Genomic DNA, 18,566 nt, shown 5'->3' with positions numbered 1-18,566 from the left:
ATTCGGATGTCTACACATGTCGCACGTCTACACGTGTCTGCTGCAGCATAGCGCGCAGGGTAGGCAACTGTACACTTCGCGTCAAGATCGCATAGGGTATGGCTATTAGACGTGCATGCCGCACTCCGATTGAATGCTCATGAAATCATGAAGCGTTCCTGAGCGCGCTGGCCGAGTATCACGGCACATCGCCGGCGCTGCGGGAAGCGGTGCGCCGCGCTGGCTGGGTATGCGGAGCGTTTCATTGTCAGGCTGTTTGCCGGCGCGGTGCCGCTTCGGCAGCATGAAACGGCAAGGGCGTGAGGCGCCGCGAACACGTAAAGGACATTGCAAAAAAAACAGGCTCCATGACGGAGCCTGTTTTCATTGCTGTCTGCCTGATCGAAGCGCGATCAGGTATCGTTCCAGCCGCTGGAGTCGTCATTGTTGCCCATGTCGACGCCGCCGTTGTTATCGCTCCAGTCGTTCGACCCCTGGCCGAAGTCCAGGCCACCACCATCATTGCCACGGCGACGCGCTTCGTCATCGACGATCACATCGCGCTCCACCACGCGCTCACGTCCGGAATTCAGCGCTTCGCCGAGCAGCACGCCCGTCAGCAAGCCACCCATGCCGCCGCCGAAACCGCCACCGCCTTGCTGCACGATGACCTGCGGTTGCTGCTGATAGGGTCCTTGCTGCGGATAGGGCGCTTGCGGCGGATTGCCGAAACGTTCGGCTTCCTGCGCATACGGCGACTGCTGTGTGGCGGCAGCCGGCGCCGCGTACGGATCGGGCTTGCCGTCGGCGCGAGCGCGCAGGCTGCCAATGCGCTGCTCCAGTTCATCGAGCTGATAGGGCGGCACCGGGTTCTTGCTGTTCGAGAGCGTTTCGACGAGGCCGCGCAGTTGATCTTCGGTCCCTTCGACCTCTTTCTCGAGCGCCTCGTGACCCGGCGCAGTAGAAAGCTTCACGTCGAGTTTCATCGAACGCACAGCGTTGAGCATCTCGGTCGCGCGCTTGAGTTGCACGCGACGGTCGTCGTCGGCACGCGAATTGTCTTGTGAACGGGCGCGGCGCAAGGTCCAGCGCAACACCAGCGCGATCACGCCGACCAGGAGGATCATGCCGACCCACAGGCCGATCCCGGGGCCATGCCGTTGCGGCGCTTGCGGCACCATGGCTGATTGCTGCTGCTGCACCGCCGGCGCGGTCTGCTGGACGAACGGGTTGGCCGCGCGGCTCGTGGTATTGCCCCCGGCGGCACCGGCACGTTCCGCGTCTTTGCGGATACGCGCCTCGGTTTGCGCGAAGCGGGTCGGGTCGGTGAAGCGGATTTGCGGGTCGAGCGCCTTGGCCTGTTGCACCTGGGCCAGCGCATCGGCATAACGGCCTTCGCGATCGAGCACCTGGGCATACAGATAGTGCGCCCGCGCATTGTTCGGGTGCGCCTGCAGCACTTCGCTCAGGCCAGCATCGGCCTGCTGCCAGTTGCCTTGCGACATGGCGGATTCGATCTGCTGAACCGTCGGTAGGGCGAACGCCGCGCCCGACACCAGCAGCAGCGATGCGAACACGCTTGCGAGAAATTTTTTCATGTACGGGCCGGGCGCTGAGCGCCCGTCTCCTTGGCAATCGATTCCGGCGGAAAGGCGGGCCGCCGCGACGTGAGTCGCGCGGCGAGAGTGGCCCGAACCGCCGGTGAAACGCGCAGCGCCGCATACCATGCCGACGCCGCGTAACACACCATAGCAAACTGACCGTTCTCTACTCCAACACCATCAACACCACGTCATGCAATGACTACGCGGACGTGTTGATCTGCTTCTTCAACGCTTCAAGACGGTCTTCGACCGAGGGGCCGCGATTCAGGTCCGCGAGCTTGTCCTCGAGCGCCTTGCCGCTTTTCACGTCGGCCGAATTCAGGCGCGCGTCAGAACGTGCATTCGACAGCGCGACCTTGTCTTCGAGCTTCTGAAAATCCTCGGACAGATTCTTGCCGCCGATACCGCCCAACGCGGTTGCCGCGACATCCTTGGCCTGGGCGATCTGCTGCTTGGCTTGCAGAATGTTCGAGCGCGCGTTCAGGTCGTTGCGACGCGTGCGCATGTCTTCGATCTGACTCTTCAGCTGCGCAACCGATGGTTCCAGCGTGGTCAGTTCTCGCGCCAGCGCGTCGCGCTCGGCTTCCGCTGTGGCTTGCGCGCCGAGGGCTTCACGCGCGAGCGCTTCGTCACCTGATTGCAGCGCGCGCCTCGCGCCGTCTTCGTATTTCTTCGCCTTGTCCGCGGCAACATCGCGCTTGCTTTGCTGTGTGGCGACCTGAGCCTGGATCTCGATCAGCGAGTTCTCTGCTTTCGCGATGCTGTCGTCGAGTTCGCGCACGATCTGGCGCGAATCACGCGACGGGTCTTGCACCGAATCAGCCGCATCGTTCAGGAGACCTTTAAGCGTGCGCGAAATGCTGTCAAAAAGCGACATGAATACCTCCATAGAATGTAATCGGCGCTGAATAATTCCGGCGCACTTAACTGCTTTCAACTGCTACTTTACGCCGCTGCGCGTGAAGCTGCGCAGGCGTTCGGACCGGAGTTCGGGGCGCACGCGCTGATTGCAATAGCGCCGCCGTAAATTGTCCGGGCCGGCAAAGCCGTTTTACAAAAATGCCCGCTGCGATCAGACACACTGCGGCGATTCTGCAGCCCGCGGATATTACACCACGTGATCTCTTAAAAACGCCTTAAAGGGCGCGATGAAGTGTGAATGAACTGTGCGCGCGCCCGGTGTCGTGAATGTGAATGGCAGATGGCTTGTGACGCGCGTGAACGAGCTGCCACCGCGCGAGGGCGGGGCAGCGAGGCTGGTTTTTGTGAAGCGCGCCGGTCGCTGCGATGCGTTTCAAATACTGCATAGCTTGCAATACCGAAAGGCCGGCCGCGTTCATGTCAGGCGAAGCGGCCGCCTTCGGTGCTGGGGTCGCTCGGCGAATCGTTTTCGTCGCGCACGTTGTCGATGCGCGGGCGTTTGAGCACGCGGCGCAGCTGCGCATCCGCTTCTGTCTGCTGCGACGTGGATTCCGTAACCTCCGCCGCTTTGGCTGCCGCTACGCGCGCCACCGCTTCGGCAGCGGCAGCGGTTTCCTGGTCGGCAGCGGCGGCGAGTGCGGCCAGTACTCCGGCTGGCAGGAGCGGTGGCGCGGGATCGGTCGGCGCGGGCGCGTGCGCCTGCTCGTCGGCACTTGCTGCCGCGGCGCCATCCACGGACACGCCAGGCTGACTGCCGCCGCGCGTTTGCAAGGCGGGTGGCAATGCCGCCCTCGCGTGCCGGGTACCGCGCGCGACCCGTTGCAGCGCGGCGTCGAGCGCGTCTGGCGCGCGTGGCGCGCGCAACCGGTCGACGATGCTGGCTGCCTTCACCTGCTCGCTGGTCGCCCCGAAACTCAGCACCGCGCGGCGCATCAGCTCGCTGACGCTAATGCCCAGGTTTTCGGCGGTGGAGGTGATCGCGCGTTTCTGCGCGGTCGTGACGAATACGACGATGCGTTCGCTGGGCTTGTTCATGGTCGGCTCGCGTACTTGTTGGCATTGGCGGTTTAAGGCGTGCATCTGTCGCACGCCGTTCGCGCGTCGGTGGCGACTCGAGCGCAGCGTCCATCATATGACGAGTTGCATCAACGCGGAACGGGCGCGACATGAAAATCCCGTGACATCAACGAGTTGTAGCGTTCCCGGCGGACTTGTCCACAGGCCTTTCAACAATTTCTGTTGATAACCCGGGCGGTCGACGCCAGACGCCTGAGCGGCCGCCGCGATATATCGTAACGACGCAGCGCGAAGGGAATTCTTACAAAAAAACTGTCTTGGACCGTGCTTGATTTCTTTAAAATGCGCTGTTACGTTGCGCCGGACACTGTCCCGGGCGTGCCGTGCGGCCGGCCGGGGGCGTAGGGCCGCGCGGTGTTGTCACGCTACGACCACGATCCATGCGCGCGCCAGGAGCGTGCGCAGAAAGGCGTTCAGTTACGCGCCCACTATTCCAGTCATGCCAATCATCAAACGACCGCATTCCTCAAACTCTCCGGCTGGTGAAGACCGGGATTCCTACCACCGCACTCCAGGACGCAACGCTGCTTCGCGCGACGCCGAGGACGGCCGCCGCTCGTTCGGCGCCACCCTCGTGATCTGGTTTGTCGGCTTGCTGGCGACCCTCGCCGTGGTGGGCGCGCTGATCGTCGGCTATGCGCTGGTGGTGATGGGCCCGCAACTGCCGTCGCTCGACGCGCTCACGGATTATCGTCCGAAAGTGCCGCTGCGCGTCTACACCGCGGATCACGTGCTGATCGGCGAATTCGGTGAAGAGCGGCGCAGCATCGTGCGCTTCCAGGACATTCCCGACCAGATGAAGAAGGCCGTGCTGGCGATCGAAGACTACCGCTTCTACGAGCACGGCGGCGTCGACTTCGTCGGCATTCTGCGCGCGGGCGTCTCCGACCTCACGCATGGCGGCGCTTCGCAGGGCGCGAGCACGATTACGATGCAGGTGGCGCGCAACTTCTTCCTGTCGAGCGAGAAGACCTACACGCGCAAGATCTACGAAATGCTGCTGGCGTACAAGATCGAGCGCGCGCTGACCAAGGATCAGATCCTCGAGGTCTACATGAACCAGATTTATCTGGGCGAGCGCTCGTATGGTTTCGCAGCGGCCGCGCGCGTGTACTTCGGCAAGGATCTGAAAGACATCACGCTGGCTGAAGCGGCAATGCTGGCCGGTTTGCCGAAGGCGCCGTCCGCCTACAACCCGGTGGTCAATCCGAAGCGCGCCAAGATCCGCCAGGAATACATCCTGCGCCGCATGTTCGAGCTGAAATACATCAGTCAGGAACAGTACGACCAGGCGGTGAAGGAGGAGATTCACACCAAGAATCCTGGCAACGAATACAGCGTGCACGCCGAGTACATTGCTGAAATGGTCCGGCAGATGATGTACGCGCAGTACAAGGACGAAACGTATACGCGCGGCCTGAACGTCACCACCACGGTCGATTCCGCCGACCAGGATGCCGCCTATCGCGCGGTGCGCAAGGGCGTGATGGATTATGAGCGGCGCCACGGCTACCGCGGGCCGGAAGGCTTCGTGCAGCTGCCCGCGCCGGGCGACGACCGCGATCAGACGATCGACGACGCGCTCACCGATCATCCCGACAACGGCGAGATCATCGCGGGCGTGGTGACGGATGCGAATCCGAGGCTGGTGAAGGCGCAGCTGGTCGACGGCACCGAGGTGACGATCAGCGGCGACGGGCTGCGTTTTGCAGCCAGCGCGCTAAGTGCGCGAGCCGCGGCGGCCACGAAAATCAAGCCGGGGTCGATTGTGCGTCTCATGGCCGACGACAAGGGCAACTGGCAGATCACGCAGCTTCCGCAAGTGGAAGGCGCGCTGGTTTCGCTGACGCCGCAGGACGGCGCGATTCGCGCGCTGGTGGGCGGCTTCGACTTCAACAAGAACAAGTTCAACCATATTACGCAGGCGTGGCGCCAGCCAGGTTCGAGCTTCAAGCCGTTCATCTATTCGGCCGCGCTCGATAAGGGCCTCGGACCGGCGACCATCATCAACGACGCGCCGTTGTCCTTTCCGTCGAGCACGCCGGGTGGCGACGCGTGGGAGCCGAAGGACGACGACCAGCCGGATGGTCCGATGCCGATGCGGCTTGCGCTGCAGAAGTCGAAGAACCTGGTGTCGATCCGTATCCTGTCGTTCATCGGCACCAAGTACGCGCAAGACTTCGTCACGCAGCGTTTCGGATTCGACGCCGACAAGACCCCGCCGTATTTGCCGATGGCCCTCGGTGCGGGCCTCGTCACGCCGCTGCAATCGGCGGGCGCGTATTCCGTGTTCGCGAACGGTGGCTACCGCATCAATCCTTACCTGATCAACGAGGTGACGGATGCGCGCGGCGAGCCGCTCTCCAAAGCGCAGCCGCTGACGGCCGGGCGTGATGCGCCGCGCACGCTCGAACCGCGCAACGCGTACATCATGAACAGCCTGTTGCATTCGGTCGCGACGGCGGGCACGGGCGCGGGCACCAACGTGCTGCATCGCTCGGACCTGCAGGGCAAGACGGGCACGACCAACGACGCGAAGGACGGCTGGTTCGCCGGTTACCAGCAATCGCTGGTGGCGGTTGCGTGGATGGGCTACGACCAGCCGAAGAGCCTCGGCAGCCGCGAATTCGGCGCACAACTGGCATTGCCGATCTGGGTCGAGTACATGCAGCGCGCGCTGCGTGGCGTGCCGCAGGGCGAGCCGGCGCAACCGGACGGCGTGACTTCCGTGGACGGCGAACTGTTCTATACCGACATGACGCCGGGCAATGGTTTCGTCGCCAGCATCGGCCTGGATTCCGCGAATCCGACCGCGGGCGTGAGCGACGCGGTGGGCGGCGTCGGGCCGGCAGGCATGACACCGCCGGCGGTGCCGCCGCCGAGCGTGTCGTCGAACGAAAAGAAACAGATTCTCGACCTGTTCGAATCGAACAAACCTTGATGTCGGGCGTGCGCCCGGGCCGCTGTGGCGCGGGCGCCGTCCTCGTCTTTGCGAACGGGGGGCGGCATGCGAACTCACGCCACATCAGGTCCACACGTGCTTGCCGGGCAGATTTTGTAGCCACGGTGCAGGGTGTGTTTTAATCACGCCTGCGTCGCTTTACATGGGTCCCAAAGGGACGCTCGATTGCGGACCGGTTTCAGGCTCCAGCACGCTTCGTCTCACCGCGAGTGAGATGTCCATCTTCGCCCCTCGCGCCGCGCGAGACCCGGTTTGACGCGCGCGCATGTCACTTCGTCTGTCGGCGGTCGTTACGCTGCCGCAGCCGGCGTGTTTGCCATCCAGCACCTACCGGGTCTCCGCTTGTGAAAAGTCGAATACTCATCTGTCTGATGACAGGTCTGCTGCGCGCGTTTGCTTTCTTGCCGTATGGCGTTGTGGCGCGGATCGGCACCGCGATTGGTTCGCTGCTGTACCGGATTCCGAGCGCGCGCCGTCGCGTCGTGCATACCAATCTGAAGCTGTGTTTTCCCGACATGAGCGGCGAAGCGCGAGAACGGCTCGCGCGCGCGCATTTCCGTCATGTGATCCGCAGCTATGTTGAACGCGGGCCGCAATGGTTCGGCAATGCGCGGGCGCTGGCCCGGCTTGTCGAAGTGGAGAGCGCGATCGATCTTGCCGATATGCAGGGACAGCCGACGATTTTTGTCGGGTTTCATTTTGTCGGCATCGAGGCGGGTTGCATGATGTATTCGACGCGGCATCCGGTTGCTTCGTTGTACACGCCGATGTCGAATCTTTTGCTGGACGCGATGGCCAAGCGGCAGCGCGGGCGCTTTGGCACGGAGATGATTCCGCGCAGCGATAGTGTGAGGCGTGCTTTGCGCGTATTGCGGGAAGGGAAGCCGGTGATGCTGGCCGCTGACATGGATTTTGGGTTGCGGGATTCGGTGTTTGTACCGTTCTTTGGCGTGCCTGCGTGCACGTTGACTTCTGTTTCCCGGTTGGCCCGTGCTGGGGGGGCACGGGTTGTGCCTTTTGTTACTGAAGTCTTGCCCGACTATCGCGGCTATAAGCTGACTATCTTTGACGCGTTAAGCGACTTTCCTTCGGATGATGTCGCTGTGGATGCGCGGCGGATTACCGCTTTTCTGGAGACGCAAGTGCGTCGGATTCCTGATCAGTATTATTGGGTGCACAAGAGGTTTAAGAATCGGCCTATCGGGGAGGCAGGGGTTTATTGATTTTTTTGCCTTTGGCGGCGGCATTTCCTTGTTCTTGTTTCTTTGGCCTTTCCTTGTTTTGTCATTGGTCTATTAGCGTTCCCCCGCACAGGGGCGACGCTAATAGACCAATAGCAAAACAAAGGAAAGGCCAACGCCGCAGGCACAAGGAAAGGCCAACGCCGCAGGCAAAAAAACAACCCCATGCCCACCTCACACCTAACCCAAATTCCGTTGATAATTCAACCACTTACCTGGTATGTCCTAACCTTATCAACAACTCTGTCAACAAAATCTGTGGATAAAAAACACCCCTGCGGCACGCCAGTCATCAAGCGTTGTGCGCAAAAACATCCTTGCACGACACCGCGCCGCGAGCATTAAACTGAGTCCCATCAGGCACTTACCCCTCTAGCCCCGTAGTTATCAACAGCCCTGTCAACAAAGTCTGTGGATAAATTCGTCCCGCGACGCACAAGGGCTACAAACATCTGTTCCGTTTGAATTCAACAACTTGGTTGTTGGCACACGGCCTCTGGTTGTCCGTATCATCGTGACGCCGCAGGTGTTTTGTGGGGAATATCGTGGGGAAAATCGCTCGCAATCAATCAGCGAAGGGGCGCTCCTTAAACTCAGCGCCGCCGATCATGGCCGCGTCGTCAGCAACATTGATGTGACCAACCATGAGTCGCTGTTCAACGGGTGCACGATCAGGACACTCGACGGCAAGCGTCGCGTGGACCATGGCGACTTCGGTCGCCCTTTTGCTTTTGTGGACGGTCACGGTTTCCCGGATTTGTCCTGCGGCAGTTCGGAGTCCGTTACGTGTGGAGTACCTGGCGTATTCAACCGTCTATCCCCAGCCTGCGTTGACACTCCCCGTTGACATGGCTGTTTCGCCCGCCTAATGCGGGCCTTTTTGCCCGCTCAGGCAACGCGATATCCCGTTGATCCTCTATAGGAAAAGGACGATTTGTTAAAAACGTTGCAGCACTGCCAATTTTGCGAATTGTTGACAAATCGTTAGCCTGATTTCCGCTAGTTTACGGCCGGTTAATAATCCGTAATACGAAGCATAAGAATGAACCGGAAGACATACAGGCTGGTGTACAGCCGACTGAGAGGAATGCTTGTCGCCGTCGAGGAAACCGCCACGGCAACCGGAAAGCAGGCAGGAAAGTCCACGGTACGCAGCAGAAAATCACAGGGTGCGATTTTTTCGTTGCGGCAGATTGCGCTCGCCGCACTCGCGCTCATTGGCGCGCTGCCGTCGCTGTCGGGCGCACAGATCGTTCCGGGCGGCGCGCACGCACCGTCCGTGGTTCAGACGCAGAACGGCCTGGATCAGGTGAACATTAACCGGCCCTCCGGCGCGGGCGTGTCGATGAATATCTATGGCCGGTTCGACGTGCAGCCGAAAGGCGCGATCCTGAATAACTCGTCCACCATCGTGCAGACGCAGCAGGCGGGCATGATTAACGGCAATCCGAACTTCGGCCCAGGTCAGTCGGCACGCGTCATCGTCAATCAGGTTAACAGCAGTGCGGCCAGCCAGATCAATGGGCATCTTGAAGTTGCGGGCCAGCGCGCGGAGGTCGTTATCGCGAACGGAAGCGGGATTTCCGTGAACGGGGGCGGCTTTGTCAATACGTCCAGGGCCATCCTGACCACGGGCACGCCGAACTTCGCCCCGGATGGCTCGCTCACAGGCTTTAACGTGACGGGCGGCAGCATCAGCATCCAGGGCGCCGGGCTGAATGCAGGCGATACCGACCAGGTTGACCTGTAGTCGCGCGCAGTCCAGGCGAACGCCGCAATCTATGCGAAGAACCTGAATGTCGTGACCGGTGCGAACAGTATCAGTCATGACACGCTCAATGCAACGCCTATCGCGGGCGATGGTCCGGCGCCGGGTGTCTCCATCGACGTGAGCCAGCTTGGCGGTATGTACGCGAACAGGATCGTTCTGGTCGGCACGGAAAATGGCGTTGGTGTCTCAAATAAAGGGGTTCTCGCGGCACACGCAGGTGACCTGGTACTGAGCACCAATGGCCTGCTGACGCTTGCCGGACAGACCAATGCGAGCGGCAACATGGCGCTCTCTGCAGCAGGCGGCATCAACAACAGCGGCACGACCTATGCGCAGCAGAGCGTCACGGCGAGCACATCCGGTGCGCTCACGAACAGCGGCGTGCTGGCCGCGCAGCAGAACACGACCGTCAATGCGGGCAGCGTCGCCTCGACCGGTACGCTAGGTGCAGGCGTGAACAGCGACGGCAGTCTGGCGCAATCGGGCGACCTTTCCGTGACGGCTGGCGGCACGCTTGCCGCGACCGGTCGCAACGCGGCGGGCGGCAATGCGGCGCTGAACGGCGCGGCGGTCAGTCTCGCCGGAAGCAGTACCTCGGCCAATGGGTCACTCCAGCTCGCGGCCAGCGGCGGCGACCTGAACCTGTCAGGCGCAACCGCGACGGCGGGCGGTGCGCTGGATACGCGCGTCTCCGGGACGCTCACGAACGACGGCGGTGTACTGTCCTCGGGCGGTCCGCAGACCGTCACGGCGGGCGCACTGTCCAACCGCAATGGGCAGATTGTGTCGGGCAGTACGCTCAATGTCGCGGCAACAAGTGACTTGCAGAACCAGGGCGGCACGCTGCAGGCAGCAGGCGCACTTTCCGTCAATGCCGCTGAACTCGACAATTCGGGCGGTCATATTGCAGCGCTTGGGGCGAATGGCCTGACGCTGGCGACTGTCGGCCTGCTGAACAACAGCACGGGCGGCATCATCGGCGGCAACGGCAATGTGACCGTGCAGGCCGGACAGATCGCGAACGCCGGCTCGATCACGGCGGTGCAGTCGCTGATTGCCAGCGCCGTGCAGACGCTGTTCAACAGCGGCACCCTGGCGGCGAACAGCAATGTCACGCTGTCCGCAGGTTCGACGCTGACGAACGCGAACACCATCGCGGCAGGCCATCTTGTGACACTGACGGCGGCGACGTTCGACAACAGCCACGGCAACCTTGCTGCGGACCAGCTCGCGCTGCATGCGGCGAACCTCGTCAACCATGGCGGCAGCATCACGCAGACAGGCAATGGCGCGACGACCGTCGATATAACCGGCACGCTCGAAAATTCGGGCGGCACGCTGCAGACCAACAGCGACAGCCTGGCGCTCGGCCCCGCTGCGCTCGTCAACGACGGCGGCACGATTGCCAGTTCCGGCACCGACACGCTGTCGGTCAGTAGCAGCACGCTTTCAAACAACGGTGGCACCATTGCGACAAATGGCGCACTCGATATCCGCTCGGGTACAGCGTCTAATCGCGGCGGCACGCTGGCCGCGCAAACGGGTGCGACGCTCCACGTTGCCTCACTGGACAACAGCGCAAGCGGCTACGTCGGCGCGCAGACTGTTTCGGTGACGGACACGGGTGCACTGAACAACGTAGGTGGCACGATCCAGGCAGACGACATGCTGTCCGTCTCCGCGCAGTCGGTAGCCAACGATGGTGGTTCCATCGCGAACGGCGGCACCGGTACGACGACGGTTGCCGCCAGCGGCGCAATCACGAACACGGGCAACGGCCTGATTGGCGGTAACGGCGACGTGTCGGTGTCGGGCGGCAGCATCGGCAATGCGGGCGGCATGGTCACGGCGGGTGGCACAGCGACAGTTGAATCCGACGGTGTGCTCGACAACCGGGCAGGCCTGATCCAGGGTAGCGGCAACCTGTCGGTGGCGGCGCAGGGGGCAATCGACAACACGGGTGGGCAGATCGAGGCGGATGGCACGAACGCTACCTTGCAGGTAACAGGCGCATCGCTCGACAACACGAGCGGTCGCATCGCGAATACCGGCTCGGGTGCGACGACCGTCAGCGCGGCCACCGTCACGAACAGCAACGCGGGCGGTGTCGCTGGTGCGGGCACCATCGGCGGCAACGGCGATCTGAGCGTGAAAGCGGGCACGCTGTCGAACACAAACGGCGCGCAGCTCGTGTCGGGCCATGACCTGATCCTGAATATCGCCCAGCTTGCAGACAACACTAACGCAACCCTGTCAGGTTCGAACAACGTCACGCTCAACGGCCCCAACGCAGGCATCATCAATGCAGGCGGTTCAATCCACGGGAACGGTGCGGTCGCGCTGAATGTCGCGTCGCTGGACAACACGTCCGGTCGGATCGGCAACGATACGGGCAGTGGCGGCTCGGTATCCGTCAATGCCGGCACGCTGGCGAACCAGAATGGCGCAATCGGCAGCGACCAGAATCTGTCGGTCGTGACGAACCAGCTCACGGGCGATGGCCGGATCATCGCCGGGAACGACGGCGCGGTCGCGATCAACAGCGACTATACGCTCACCGGCAGCAACCAGATTCAGGCTAACCACGATCTGACGTTCACGACAGCGGGCAGCTTCACGAATCAGGGCACGCTCAGTGCGGTGAACGCACTGACGGTCAACGCTGCGAACGTCGATAACCGGGTGGGCGCGGACCTGAACTCGTCAAGCACGACGGTCAATGCGACGGATACGATCACCAATCAAGGCCGCATTGAAGGCGATACCGTAGAGACGAACAGCGGATCGCTGGTCAACACGGCTGCGATCATTGGCAACACGGTCACGCTGAACGCCGGCTCGATCGCCAACACGGGCGCTGCCGCCGTAATGGCCGCCGCTTCGCAACTGAATCTGTATTCGCCTGGCGATATCTCCAATACGGGCGGCGCGAACCTCTTCAGCCTGGGCGACATCAACATCGCGGCGGATGGCACGCGCGATATGAACGGACTGCTCGCCAACCGCAGTAATTCCGTTACCAACGACCAGTCCACCATTGAGGCGCAGGGCAACATCGAGGTCGCCACGCAGACGCTGACCAACACGCGTCCTGCGCCGACGATCGAGACCGTGACAACCGATGTCGATACGGTTCGCCAGACCAAGCGTAGCAAGTACATGGCCTGTACGACGACGAATGCCGACAAGGGTTACTGTACGCAGGCCATGTGGGACAACGGCTATCTTGCGCCACTCGACACGACCGTCTCCAGTGCAGATGTTGTGTCGCAGACGTTCGGCCCGAATCCGACCGACAAGGTGCTGGTTGTGAACGTCAACGGCCAGCCGCAGACGATCTACTACAACACGCTGACAGCCAATACTGACGGCACGATCACCGTCAGCTACTGGGACGGCTACGATCCGAACGTCAACTACGATCCTGGCACCGAATACGCATCGCGCAACGACGCCCATAAGGGTTACCAGCGCGTCGAGATCGCACGCGACACGACTACTACCACGCAGCAGGACCAGGTAACCGGTCCACAAGCGCAGCAGGCGCAGATCATGGCGGGCGGCAACATGGTGCTCGCTAACGTTGGCACGCTGAACAACGAGTACAGCGCAATCGGCGCGGGCGGCTCGATCCAGATTGGCAGTGCCGACGCGCACGGCGATGTGGCAAGTGGCAACTATGGCGGCACACTCGTCAACAACATTGGCCAGACGCTCTACCAGTACCAGAAGCAGGACATCGTTTCGACCTACGCATGGAACGAGAATATCTCTCGCGACGTGGGTACGGTGGTCGAGCCGTCAATTGTGCTTTCACCCGTCGCCATTGGCGGAACGGGCGGCACTATCATCGCGAACAACTCGGTGCAGATAAGCGCGACCGACATCAACAATACGAACGTGGCGGCGACGAACTCCGCGACCGGCGCGACGGGCGGCACACTTGGCGCGAATGGCACGGTGGGTGGCATCACGGCACAGGTGCGCAGATGGTCAGCCTGGCAACCGGCCAGGCACAGACTATTAACGCGCCGCAGTCCATCGCTGGACCTGGTGACACGCTCAGTATCACGCTACCTTCGAGCGGCCTGTACACGTTCGACACAGCCCCCGGCGCGTCGTACCTGGTCGTCACCGTTCCTCGACTGACCAGCTACACGAATTTCATATCGAGCGACTACATGCTTGGTGCGCTCGGCCTCGATCCGTCGAAGACCATCAAGCGCCTCGGTGACGGCGTGTACGAGGAGCAGATGGTACGCAACCAGATCACGCAGCTCACGGGGCGCGTCTATCTGCAGGGCTACACGAGCAACGAGGACGAGTACCGCGCACTGATGAACAACGGCGTGAACGTCGCGAAGGAATTTAACCTCGAACCGGGCCTGGCGCTGACCGCTGCGCAGATGGATGCGCTCACGAGCGATATCGTCTGGCTGGTCAGCCAGACTGTCACGCTGCCGGACGGCAGCACGCAGCAGGTGCTGGCACCGGTCGTCTATCTGGCACAGACACACGCGAACGACCTGCAGCCAACCGGTGCGCTGATCGCCGCCGATGATGTGGAGATTCACGCCACCGGCAGCGCGACGAACTCAGGCGTCATCAAGGGCGGTACGCAGACTGTTGTCAGTGCGACCAACATCCTGAACCGGGGCGGCGCGATTGGCAGCAGCACGGACAGTGGCACGACCGTGGTTTCCGCGACCAATGACGTGGTGAATGCGTCGGGACGCATCATGGGCAACCGGGTTGCCGTGCTCGCGGGTCACGACATCGTGAATACGACGCTGGTGGATACGGTGGGCGTCAGTTCGGCGGTCGGCAACAGCAAGGTCAGCCAGAGCCTGCTCGGTGCACAGGGCACGATTGGATCGATGGGCGACCTGCTTGTGGTGGCAGGCAACGACCTGGCTGTTCACGGCGCGAGTATCGCCGCAGGCGGCAACGCGCAGATCGCCGCTGGGCACGACATCACGGTGGATACCGTGCAGTCGGACACGTCGCAGTCGGTCACGAAGAATGCCGACCATCATTGGGAAGCGTCCAGCACGATCAACCAGACCGGCGCAATCACGTCTGGCGGCAGTCTCGCGATGCAGAGCGGCAACGATACGACGCTCAAGGGTGCGACGATCAGCGCGGGTGGCGATATGGCGGTGGTCGCGGGTGGCAACCTGACGGCAACGACCGTCACGAACACCGCGACCTATAACAACGTTGCAACTGACGACAAAACCCGCAAGCAGTCCGACCGCAGCTACGACGAGCAGGCAGTCGGTACGAGCATTTCCGCAGGCGGCAATGCGACGCTCGCGGCCCTGAGCGCCGATCCGGCAAAGGGCAACGTCACGCTCACAGGTTCGTCGCTGGCGGCGGGTAGCGGCGCGGCAACCATTGCGGCCACCGGCAACGTGACTATCAACGAAGGCCGTGAGGAACACGATTCGTACTCGTCTACCGAATCGAAACGCGGCAGCTTCGTGCACGGTTCGACTACCGATACGATGCAGAACACGCAGGCAAACATCGGCGTGGGCAGTACCGTGTCCGGCGATACGGTTACAGTCGGCGCAGGCAAGGACCTGAGCGTGAAGGGTTCGACTATCGCGGGCACAAACGATGTGAATCTGGCTGCGGCAGGCAACGTGAACATCACGACCTCGCAGGACACGCAGAGCACATCAAGCTACTACCAGAAGCACGAGTCCGGCCTTGGCACGGGCGGCGGGATCGGTATTTCGGTGGGCAGCAAGACTCAGACCGACACGGCCAATGACGCACAGGTGATGAACACGGGCAGTACGGTCGGCTCGCTGAATGGCAGTCTGAACATCACCGCAGGCAAGGACCTGCATGTGACAGGCAGCGATCTGATTGCCGCGCAGAATGTTACGGGCACCGGGGCGAACGTCACGATTGATTCTGCCGTCGATATGATGCACCACGACGAGATGCACGAGGTCAAACAGAGCGGCTTTACGCTTGCGATCAAGGCCCCGGTGATTGACGCGGTGTCCAACACCGTAGACCAGGCACATGCGGCCAGCCACAGTCAGGATGACCGTGCTGCGGCATTGCACGGCATGGCGGCGGCAAGTAGCGCGGTGGATGCAATCGGCGCAGGCGGGGCCGCAGCGGGCGCGCTTGCCAGCGCCGAGAAGCCGGAAGCAAAGATCGAACTCAGTTACGGCAGCAGCCACAGCAAGAACACCTACACCGAAGACAGCACGACCAATCGCGGCTCAAGTGTCACGGCGGGCGGCACGGCTGCATTTGTCGCGACCGGCGACGGCACGCCGGGAAGCGGCAACCTGACGATTGCAGGTTCGAACGTGAACGCGAATGACGTGATCCTGGCGGCAAAGAATCAGGTCAATCTCGTGAACACGACCGATACCGACTCGACGCGCAGCAGCAATGAGTCCAGCAGCGCAAGTGTCGGCATCTCCTATGGCACGCAGGGCTTCGGTGTCGATGCGTCGATGTCGAAGGCGCACGGCAATGGCAGCAGCGATGCCGCCATGCAGAACAACACGCATGTGACGGCCGCCAACACGGCGACGATCATTTCAAGGGGCGACACGAACATCATCGGGTCGAACATCAATGGTCGTCAGGTGAACACCGATGTGGGCGGCAACCTGAACATCGCGAGCGTGCAGGACACGATGTCGAGCGCCGCCCATCAGGAGAGCATGGGCGGAGGTTTTGCGATCAGCCAGGGCGGCGGCAGCGCGAGCTTCAGCCACACCAATGCGAACGCCAATGGCAGCTACGCGGGCGTGAACGAACAGGCTGGTATACAGGCCGGTGACGGCGGGTTCAATATCAGCGTCAAGGGCAATACCGACCTCAAGGGCGGGGTGATTGCGAGCGATGCGGATGCGGCGAAGAACAACCTGTCCACGGGCACGCTGACCTTCAGCTATGTCCAGAATCAGTCCAGCTACGACGCGCACTCGGGCGGCTTCAGCGGAGGCGTGACGACAGGTGACGGCGGCGCGAACTACAGTACCCACGGCCCGGGTTCAACGGCGAACGGACCCAATGCAGGCGGCGGTGCGCCGATGTTGAGCCAGAACGACAGCGGCAGCGACAGCGCAATCACGCGTAGTGGCATCAGTGCAGGCACCATCAGCGTGACCGACGCAGCCAGCCAGACGCAGGACATCGCAAGCCTGAACCGGGACACGTCGAACACGAACGGCACCGTTGCAAAACTGCCGGACGTGAACAACCTGCTGGACCGGCAGGCGGACATGATGGCGGCGGCAAGCGCTGCCGGTGAAGCGGTGTCGCGGCGCATTGGTGACTACGCCGACTCGAAGGCGAAGGAAGCCGGTGGTGACGGCGGCGGCTGGGATGAAGGTGGTAAGTACCGGATTGGGATGCATATTGCTGGAGGCGCGCTCACAGCGGGTCTGGGTGGCGGGAGCATAGGTAGCGCGGCGCAAGGCGCAGCTGGCGCGGGGATCGCGTCAATTGCAGCGGGCGAGCTGAATCAACTGAGCGGCGCAATTGCGGGTTCGGACCCGACCGGCAATTCAGATATGAATAAGGCTCTCGGCAACATCGTGGCAAACGCGATTGCTACGGGCGCGGGTGCGGCAGTGGGCGGCAATGCGGGTGCGTTCGAAGGTTATAACGTGGACCGTTACAACCGGCAGTTGCATCCAGAGGAAAAAACAGTCGCCAGGCAGCTCGCGGATAAGAGCGGCGGCAAATATACAGAGGCGCAGATCGAAGACCAGATGCGCATCATGGGTGCAACCTCGAACGGGACCAACGAATCGGGCGCACCGACGACCTTAATTGGTCAGGCACCCACGGACTCTGACGCACAGTGGATGTCGGCAGGAACAACCGCCGACGGCAAGCCGATCCTGACGCAGATAACGGCACTGGCGAATCCGGAGTTGCAGTCATATATTCTGTCGAACTATGCGACCGACGTGCCGGGCACAGTTTCATACGACCCGTTGTCCGGCTCGAAGTCATCAACTATAACGGGACCGTTTACCAAGTTCGACAAGAGCGACGCGGACTTTATGCGTAACACTACGGCAGATGCGGCGGGGATGGCCTCTAACACAGCGGGATGGATTTCATCGGCAGCGGCTACAGGCGCGGCAGTGCCTTCACCTTACACGCCGGTATTGGGCACGATTGCATTTGGATCAACAGTTGTGGGTATTGGTGCCGATGCTGTATCCCAATTGGTGAATCCGAGCGTCGGTCAATATTCGTTTGAGGGTGCTGTGGCTTTAGGCGCACAAGTAGCAGGCGATCGAGTTCCCTTAGCATCGCTGGTGATTAATGGCACGGCGGAAAGCGTGAAGAAGCGACCAATCTCAACGGCGGTTGAAAGTTGGATAAGTCAGCAGTGGGAGTCCATCGCTAATCCGAATACCAGCGGAGCGAAGAAATGAAGTTGATTGAGGACGGCAATTTTTCCGGTTGGCTGCGCATGGCTTTTTATGTCGGAGGCGTAGCTCTTGCTGTGGGTGGTCTAGCCTTTGATGAGTTGCCTCGTTGGATTAGAGGATGCGCATTTTTGCTCGGCTTTGCAGTAATGGCAGTAGGCGGCATTTCGAGTCGCGCGCACATGCTGAAAATCAAACCATTCGACAACAGCTACAAAAAGGCCAGCAAGAGCTACGAAGTGAACGATGACGAGCAGGACTCGAGCAGTAAAAAATGAAGGTCAGATTCATCGACAACGGCAACCTAGCTTCATGGCTTCGCTTGACGCTAATCGTTATCGGAATAGGGCTTGCCGCAGTCACGCTTGAATGTGAACTCCCGGTTTTTTGGGCGAGAGCTTTTTTGTTAGTCGGCTTTTTCTCAGTTCTCGTCGGCGGAATGACCAGTCGAGCTAAATTGATAAATATCAAGCCCTTCGATAACAGCTACAAGAAAGCGCGCGATAGCTACAAGTCGAAAGACGACGGGAGCGGCAAATGAGCTGCTGAGACAGCAGCGGGCTAACGATGCCCGCTGTTGCGTGT

The 18,566-nt window shown here is 61.5% G+C and carries 7 protein-coding genes and 2 pseudogenes; 6 read left to right on the top strand and 3 right to left on the bottom strand.

The window, feature by feature from the left end; translation table 11 throughout:
• Window positions 1-143 precede the first annotated feature (143 nt).
• A pseudogene (locus PQR27_RS12220) lies at window positions 144-303 on the top strand (TetR family transcriptional regulator); the annotation flags it as partial.
• Between the two features lie 89 nt (window positions 304-392).
• Here the strand turns inward: PQR27_RS12220 and PQR27_RS12215 are convergent.
• The 3 genes from PQR27_RS12215 to PQR27_RS12205 form a co-directional block, all read right to left on the bottom strand.
• Window positions 393-1,577: a tetratricopeptide repeat protein gene (locus tag PQR27_RS12215; protein ID WP_408523903.1), complete on the bottom strand. Its 1,185-nt coding sequence runs from the start codon at window positions 1,575-1,577 to the stop codon at window positions 393-395.
• A gap of 205 nt (window positions 1,578-1,782) precedes the next feature.
• Window positions 1,783-2,460, bottom strand: coding sequence for a PspA/IM30 family protein (locus PQR27_RS12210; protein WP_408523902.1), 678 nt, complete (start codon window positions 2,458-2,460; stop codon window positions 1,783-1,785).
• Between the two features lie 464 nt (window positions 2,461-2,924).
• Window positions 2,925-3,539 (bottom strand): hypothetical protein, encoded by a 615-nt coding sequence (locus tag PQR27_RS12205; protein ID WP_408523901.1) that lies wholly within the window; start codon window positions 3,537-3,539, stop codon window positions 2,925-2,927.
• Window positions 3,540-4,020: 481 nt separating this feature from the next.
• Between PQR27_RS12205 and PQR27_RS12200 the strand changes: the two genes are divergently transcribed.
• From PQR27_RS12200 to PQR27_RS12180, 5 genes and pseudogenes are all read left to right on the top strand, one after another.
• Window positions 4,021-6,522 (top strand): penicillin-binding protein 1A, encoded by a 2,502-nt coding sequence (locus tag PQR27_RS12200; RefSeq protein ID WP_408523900.1) that lies wholly within the window; start codon window positions 4,021-4,023, stop codon window positions 6,520-6,522.
• Between the two features lie 365 nt (window positions 6,523-6,887).
• Entirely contained in the window at window positions 6,888-7,766 is an 879-nt protein-coding gene (locus PQR27_RS12195; protein WP_459251655.1) for a lipid A biosynthesis lauroyl acyltransferase, read from the top strand.
• A 1,060-nt stretch (window positions 7,767-8,826) separates the two neighbouring features.
• Window positions 8,827-17,987, top strand: a pseudogene (locus PQR27_RS12190) (hemagglutinin repeat-containing protein).
• The gene (locus PQR27_RS12185; RefSeq protein ID WP_408523898.1) at window positions 17,984-18,259 is read left to right on the top strand and encodes a hypothetical protein; all 276 of its coding nucleotides are present in this window, start codon (window positions 17,984-17,986) and stop codon (window positions 18,257-18,259) included. The pseudogene PQR27_RS12190 and the gene PQR27_RS12185 overlap by 4 nt, the downstream one beginning before the upstream one ends.
• A complete protein-coding gene (locus PQR27_RS12180) occupies window positions 18,256-18,522 on the top strand; it encodes a hypothetical protein (protein ID WP_408523897.1) in 267 nt (88 codons plus the stop codon). The genes PQR27_RS12185 and PQR27_RS12180 overlap by 4 nt, the downstream gene beginning before the upstream one ends.
• Window positions 18,523-18,566: the final 44 nt, after the last annotated feature.

This window comes from Paraburkholderia fungorum, from assembly GCF_046027215.1.
In the GTDB taxonomy this organism is placed as follows: Bacteria; Pseudomonadota; Gammaproteobacteria; order Burkholderiales; family Burkholderiaceae; genus Paraburkholderia; species Paraburkholderia fungorum_D.
The sequence above is the reverse complement of the archived record's forward strand: the minus strand, read 5'-3'. Positions and strand labels throughout refer to the sequence as shown.